This is a genomic window from Flavobacterium sp., from assembly GCF_027484945.1.
GTDB lineage: Bacteria > Bacteroidota > Bacteroidia > Flavobacteriales > Flavobacteriaceae > Flavobacterium.
In genome coordinates this window covers 1-6,438 of the sequence record NZ_JAIXRZ010000054.1, presented here as the reverse complement: position 1 = coordinate 6,438, position 6,438 = coordinate 1, and the positions used below count along the sequence as shown (strand labels likewise).

Genomic DNA, 6,438 nt, shown 5'->3' with positions numbered 1-6,438 from the left:
TAACAGCTGTGATCCGTTAGTAATTACCGGTGTTTCTATTATTGATTATCCGCATTACTTCACGCCGAATGGCGATGGAATTCATGATACTTGGAATATTGTAGGATTACAAAATCAACCAACCGCTAAAATCTACATCTTTGACCGACAAGGAAAACTCTTGAAACAAATCAGTCCTACAAGTGAAGGATGGAACGGAACCTATAACGGAGCCTTGATGCCTGCTACAGACTACTGGTTTAAAGTAGAATACCTTGAAAACAGAAACACCAAAGAATTTAAAGCGCATTTTGCTTTGAAGCGGTAGTTTAATGAAACAAGAATAAATAGTATTTCAGACACTATCCCAAAAAGTGTGTAAGTTATAAATAACAGGGTTTGACTTTTTAATTAAAGTTGAACCCTTTTTTTAAATAGAAATAAGAACTGATTGCGGATAAATCTTTAGTTTTAGATTGATATCAACCATTTTTTGGTGGCTTCCTTTAAAGCTAAGGATATGGATTTTTAAAATAGCGTCATCCGTTGGGTATGACAATTTATTTTGGATGTATTTTCTAATATCCCAATTACCATTTTAAATTAGAATTATAGTGTTAATAATTTTCCTGATTTTAATAGAAAAGTTTGAGACGCCTTTCGGGAGTATATTATTATTTTGAAGCTATTCCAGCTCTACATTTCAAGTCCTCAGCCTGTACCGTGTTTTTATAAGCCACACTTAAGCTTCCATGGGTCGCTTTCGTGAGGCAACAAAAACTACGGTACCGTCTTCCGGGATTTCCATTTCGATCTGGGCTAAGGTACCCACGCCAAATCAAGTCGTGTACTAATCAACATTGATAAAGTATTTTGGTAAAATAACAAAACCACCCATAAAGGTGGATTTGTTTTTATTTGTGCCGCAAAGTCGGGAAACGTTTGCGGAGCATCGTGCATAATATGAACACTTTGCGGTTCTGGTGATTTGACAAAGTTGCAACAAGTAATGGGGCACAGTACTTTACAGGTTACACTAACCTATTTGAGAGGATTGGAAATACAACAGTTATCAGTTTTGGATATGCCAGAATTATAATGTCTGACAACTATTTTTAAGAAAGATAATGATCATTTTTATATTTATGTAACTTTGTTATTTACAATTATTAATAATATGCAAATAGGTAACCCTTCATATAAAAAATGTCCTCATTGTGGACAACAAATTGCTTACTATCCTGGACCATACTTTATTCATCACTATGAGTTTACTGAATGGTCTGATGGTGAGACATTCGAAGAATTACCTTGTTTAAAAAATACATATTTGCAGAAATGTAACTTATGCAATGAATTTTATTGGTTTACTCAGAAATTAGGAGGTATGTCGTTTGAAGATTATGTTCAAGCAGCAGAATATTTTGAAAATAAATATTCTGTTAAGAAGAGTATAAATTTTATTTATAGGTTGAGAAACAAAAAGAGGTTGATTTATATACGCACCAATATTTTAAGAAAGTATAATGATCAAATTAGAATACATCCTCTTTCAAAAGGTGATAAAACAAAGCCTTCAATGTCAGTTGAGAAGAAAGTGCTGTTTGAAAATAACGCAAAAATTCTAATTGAATTACTAACAGAAATCAAATCTGATGATTTTTTTCTGCTTGCAGAATTAAATAGGAATATTGGCAACTTTGAAGAAGCAAAAAGAATTTTAAATCAAATACCAAGTAGTTACAAAAAGGATTTATTGTTTCAAGAAATTAATAAAAAAAATTGTGAGGTAATCACAGTTACACAGACTTCGCCAAAAAGACAAAGTGATTTAAATTTTATTTAGTTAACTTTTAGTAGTTTAAGCAGATTAATTTTGTAATATCACTACAATTTCCTGATAATCAACTTGTAATTTTGATTATATGTAGTACTGTATACTTGATTTATTACTTGATCAAATGTTAAGTTATCAGTATCACTTGATTTCTGCACTTCTTTCAATCTCATATAATCTTCAAATAGATCAATACACCATTCTTTGCCATAGGAATACTTAGAAACTTTATCAATTAGATAAGTATTGTAAATATTGTTCAGCATTTCTTGAAATGTAGTATTTGGTGCGTATTTAAAGGTTACTGATTTAAGAGGATGATTAAATGCATCATCAATTATAAATGCTGTAGTTTTGTATTCCTCTTTTATACAACGAATATAAAAACCTTCATTAAAATTATAAGGTTTCCAATATAAATCGCTTTTATCACCTGGGTCATAATAATGACCTTTAAAATCAGGAGTATAAAAATGAGCAATAATTTGGTCTTGTTTTTCTTTTAATAATGATTTACTCCACCAACCAGATGCTCCATTTAGGAAGAAGAAATTACCGTTGTCACCTCTATATCCTGCATGTTGTACTTTAAATTGTTCTTGCCAATTATGAGTGTCTTTTGTTTGTTCTATTAATCTCTCTAAAAGCAACCAGTCATAATGTTCAGGTATTCTATATCCTTCGGGTGCTAATCCCCTTGGATCTAATACTGCATAAGAATTATATATTTTACCATATATACTGTTTTCTATGTTGTTATCATAATAACACCATGCGCCATTTTTGGTATTTTTCCACTCTTCAGGATCTTGAATATTTGGAATTGAATCACCGTTTCTGTAATGAGATACATACAGATTTTCAGTGGTCCATATTTGGTTTCTTATTTTGATTTCTTGCATTTAAATTAGATTATTAGTTAATCTTTCTTTTTTATAATTTTTGTAATTATAAAAAAAACTCCAATCGCAGCAAGTATATACAATATTTGTTCTCCAAGTGAAGATCCTTCTTGTCTTGCAATTTTATCATTACTATATAACAAATACACAATATAAATTAATATTAGAAGTCTAATAATCCATTTTCTCATAATAATATTGTTTTAATAAAATTGATTAGTTGCCAAATTTTAACCACAAAATAAATTTTAATAATAGTAAATAAAATATGTTAAATAAAATTATTAGAAGAAAATCATGATATAAGAAAATCAATATAGGATTGACACCTAATTGTTTTTTTGCTATATCTAAATTAATTTTTACAAGTTCTGGTACAAAACCATCACCATTATAGAAACTTAATTTTGTGAATTTCATATAATAAGAATCTGCATCATGATATCTTGAAACTGTGTTTTCATCTAACTGATATGGATTTTTATTAAATTCAGCTTCAATTTCATTTATTATTTTTAAATCCTCATAGTAAGTTAATGTTTTTGAAGTCGTAACAATTAAATTATAAGAAATTAGAATGATTGATATCAACCATATTAATATTGATAATGATGAAATTATTCTTCTGATTTGCACAGAAAGTAAATCAATCTTATTTTTTGTAACAATTTGTAATATGGTTATAGCTTTATTCATAATAAAATTATTTTTTAATTAAATTATTAATCACTTATTAGATTTAATGATTGAACTATTAAAATCGAATATTGGATAATTACGACTTGTATAGCCAATCACTTTAACTTTACCTTCATATGTTTCTTTAACTGTACCATCAGGATTTAATATTGCTTTTGCAATACCTTCATAATTTTTTTCAAGTTGTTTATTTTGAGAAAGCGTTTGGTCAAATTTTTTCATCATTCCGTCAATGACAAGTATTTGTTTTACGTAATCTTCAAGACTTCCTTGTTGGTAAGGAATTATTTTTTTTGCTTTATTATAAACACCAACAGCTAATACATCAATTACTCCTTGTGCAACTTTAGGTGAATTAGGATTATATACTTGAACACCAGTTTTATTTCCAAGATCGGTAAGTAATTTTAATTCTGGTTGTGTTAGTTTTTCATTACTACCACCTGAAATTCTTTTAATTTTATGCATTACAGAATAATATTTATCAAAATTATCCTGAATATCCATTAACAAATTTAATTCTGAATAATTTAGATCATTAATTTTTCCAGCAATTATTTTATCCATTACTGAAAAATATTTTACAGTATTTTCATCTCCAAGAACAATATATAGTAAACCTCTTTTAGAATCAAATGCAGATGAGAATAAATTATCTTTTGCATTAACATATTCTTTTTTAATTGCGATCATTTTATGATAATTAGGATACAAATTTGTTACATCAAGAACCCAATTATGTATGTAATAATTTGAATTTAATGCTATACTTATTAAAAGGATAAAAGTTATAAAAGGAATAATTAATATCTTGTTTTTTTCAAATTCTTTTAACTCTGTTATGTTTTTTTCAGGAATTGTATATTCATTTTCATTTATAGGAGGCGGAGAAAAATTTATTATAGTGTGAATTTCATTTAATTTACTTGCAGGTGTCCATTTTTTTAACCCTTTTCTCCATATTAAAGTATTTTCATTAATTTGTTTATCTTTTAACTCTTGAAAGGAAAGACATATTGATTGGTTTTCATTTTCATTAATATAATATTTCAAATTTTTATTCAAAATTGAATACATTTTATGTTTTAAGATTGTTAAAATGTTTTCAAAATAAAACTTTGGATTTTTATTCACAATTTTTCCAATACTAAGTAGTGTCAAATAAAAACCTGATATTATAAATGAAACCGAAATACCTAACTTGATTGTTAAAGTTAAAGTTGATGCTTTATTGTCAATTATTGGATTATAATCATTTAAGTCAATAATTGATATGACTAATGGAATTATTCCAATTATAATTATTGAAATTAAACCTAAAATTAATAGTAATCTTGTTCCTTTTACTTGTTCTTTTTTTGCAGATGGACTTAGTGTTATTGCAATAATACCATTTATGAATCCGCCAAACAAGAGTATAAAACTCCACCAAAAACCAATCTGTTTTCTTCTACCAATGAACTCTGCAATTGAGTAAAATATTATTAAGGCAGTAATAAAATAAAATATCATAAATGTATTTTCTTTCAAGCATGCCTCTTACTTGATTATTGTATAAAACAAATGCGTGAGACAATTGCCATTACTTGTACTTGAGGTGGTCGAATATCCGAGAAACAAAGTAAAGCAACGCTCACGCAACCGGTGAGCGTTATGCTTATACCTTCCTGTTTCTCATTTGAAATTTCGACCTTTCAAGTACAGGAATATTAGCAAACGCTGTTATATCGATAAAATGTTTTCTTTCTTGTGAAAGTTTTTACAAATCTACCAATATTATACAGGATTTGCAATTGATTGATTAACATGTTGATAATGTGTTATTTCAGGAACCAACTATGTTTAGAATTTCTATCATTTAAAGCATCAGAAACACCTGTAGTGAAATCGAATGCATTTACGCCTCTGTCAAGGAATTTATCCAAGTAGGAAGTCTTGTTGGATCCTGTGAGAAGATTATAAAATCTCCAAAGATTTATGTCTCCATTTTCATTTTTACAGAAGCTCTCATCTTGGTAATAATCTTTTGCAACAGTTGTCAAATGGCCATCATTAAGCAGCAATTCTGGAAGTAGTAACTTTTCTTTTTTAGACAGAAAATTGTACAATCTTCCTTTTCCAATGAGTTGTGCAAATTGAGACTCAGTCAATGAATAATTAGATAGTTGATCCATGGCATTCAAGTGACGATGCATATTGTAGGAGCTGAACAACTGAAGCGTTTTATCTTCTAAATCAGCATAGGACATTGCTTTTAATTCTTCTTTGAAACCATCTGTAGATACGCAAAGATTACAGCACACCATATTTTGAAATCCTATGAAAATCTTGAATTTCTCATAAGTCTTTTTGTTATATAGGTTTTCTGTATTAAGTGCGCGAACACCACCAACAGTCAACACAAGTGTATTACCATTGATAGTTTCTGTAATAGATGGAATTCTGATAATGAAAGCCATACGTTCGTAGTAATTAGTTTTCTGATGTTCTTGCAGATCTTTAACTGGAATGTGAATAGCATCAGGAGTTCTGCCTTTAATTTGATGTGATACACGAATTTCAGGTTCCTATATAACCTCATTTGGAAAGATCTTGTGTACTATAGCTTTCAGCGATTGACAATTAGCTTTTTTATGGTGCGTTGAATGCGCTACACATACACAAAAACCACCCGTGAAGGTGGATTTGTTTTTATTTGTGCCGCAAAGTCGGGTTCCGAAAGCTATCGGGAGGCGAAGCGGGAGCTTAAAGGAACTTTTTGCGGAGCTGGGACACGGATTGCAAATCTGCGCTATCGGGGTTGTTTATTTGTTCGATTCTACTACAAAAAAAAAGCCTCTTTTTAAGAAGCTTTTTTTATTGAGTTCGGAGGGTTAAAATAGTCGTTATTCCCTTATTTTTGATACTACCGCTTCAAAGCAAAATGCGCTTTAAATTCTTTGGTAGCATTGTTTTCAAGGTATTCTACTTTAAACCAGTAGTCGGTAGCAGGCATCAAGGCTCCGTTATAGGTTCCGTTCC

The 6,438-nt window shown here is 29.4% G+C and carries 8 protein-coding genes; 2 read left to right on the top strand and 6 right to left on the bottom strand.

Features of this window, described 5'->3' with window-relative positions; translation table 11 throughout:
• Both Q0039_RS07265 and Q0039_RS07260 read left to right on the top strand, forming a co-directional pair.
• A partial coding sequence (locus tag Q0039_RS07265; protein WP_297511182.1) for a T9SS type B sorting domain-containing protein occupies positions 1-307 on the top strand: 307 nt, incomplete at its 5' end.
• An 849-nt stretch (positions 308-1,156) separates the two neighbouring features.
• The gene (locus tag Q0039_RS07260; RefSeq protein ID WP_297511180.1) at positions 1,157-1,825 is read left to right on the top strand and encodes a hypothetical protein; all 669 of its coding nucleotides are present in this window, start codon (positions 1,157-1,159) and stop codon (positions 1,823-1,825) included.
• 41 nt (positions 1,826-1,866) lie between these two features.
• On the opposite strand, the gene Q0039_RS07255 is transcribed toward Q0039_RS07260, so the two are convergent.
• From Q0039_RS07255 to Q0039_RS07230, 6 genes are all read right to left on the bottom strand, one after another.
• A complete protein-coding gene (locus tag Q0039_RS07255; protein ID WP_297511178.1) occupies positions 1,867-2,718 on the bottom strand; it encodes an FISUMP domain-containing protein in 852 nt (283 codons plus the stop codon).
• A 17-nt stretch (positions 2,719-2,735) separates the two neighbouring features.
• The gene (locus tag Q0039_RS07250) at positions 2,736-2,909 is read right to left on the bottom strand and encodes a hypothetical protein (protein WP_297511176.1); all 174 of its coding nucleotides are present in this window, start codon (positions 2,907-2,909) and stop codon (positions 2,736-2,738) included.
• 25 nt (positions 2,910-2,934) lie between these two features.
• Positions 2,935-3,414, bottom strand: coding sequence for a hypothetical protein (locus tag Q0039_RS07245; RefSeq protein WP_297511174.1), 480 nt, complete (start codon positions 3,412-3,414; stop codon positions 2,935-2,937).
• A 30-nt stretch (positions 3,415-3,444) separates the two neighbouring features.
• Positions 3,445-4,947, bottom strand: coding sequence for a DUF4339 domain-containing protein (locus Q0039_RS07240; protein ID WP_297511172.1), 1,503 nt, complete (start codon positions 4,945-4,947; stop codon positions 3,445-3,447).
• 290 nt (positions 4,948-5,237) lie between these two features.
• The gene (locus Q0039_RS07235) at positions 5,238-5,975 is read right to left on the bottom strand and encodes a DUF3871 family protein (RefSeq protein ID WP_297511184.1); all 738 of its coding nucleotides are present in this window, start codon (positions 5,973-5,975) and stop codon (positions 5,238-5,240) included.
• 347 nt (positions 5,976-6,322) lie between these two features.
• A partial coding sequence (locus Q0039_RS07230) for a T9SS type B sorting domain-containing protein (RefSeq protein WP_297510715.1) occupies positions 6,323-6,438 on the bottom strand: 116 nt, incomplete at its 5' end.

Bases quoted from the DNA above. Each gene is read 5' to 3' on its own strand.
- Q0039_RS07260 (WP_297511180.1), top strand. From the start codon at position 1,157: ATGCAAATAGGTAACCCTTCATATAAAAAATGTCCTCATTGTGGACAA.
- Q0039_RS07255 (WP_297511178.1), bottom strand. From the start codon at position 2,718: ATGCAAGAAATCAAAATAAGAAACCAAATATGGACCACTGAAAATCTG.
- Q0039_RS07250 (WP_297511176.1), bottom strand. From the start codon at position 2,909: ATGAGAAAATGGATTATTAGACTTCTAATATTAATTTATATTGTGTAT.
- Q0039_RS07245 (WP_297511174.1), bottom strand. From the start codon at position 3,414: ATGAATAAAGCTATAACCATATTACAAATTGTTACAAAAAATAAGATT.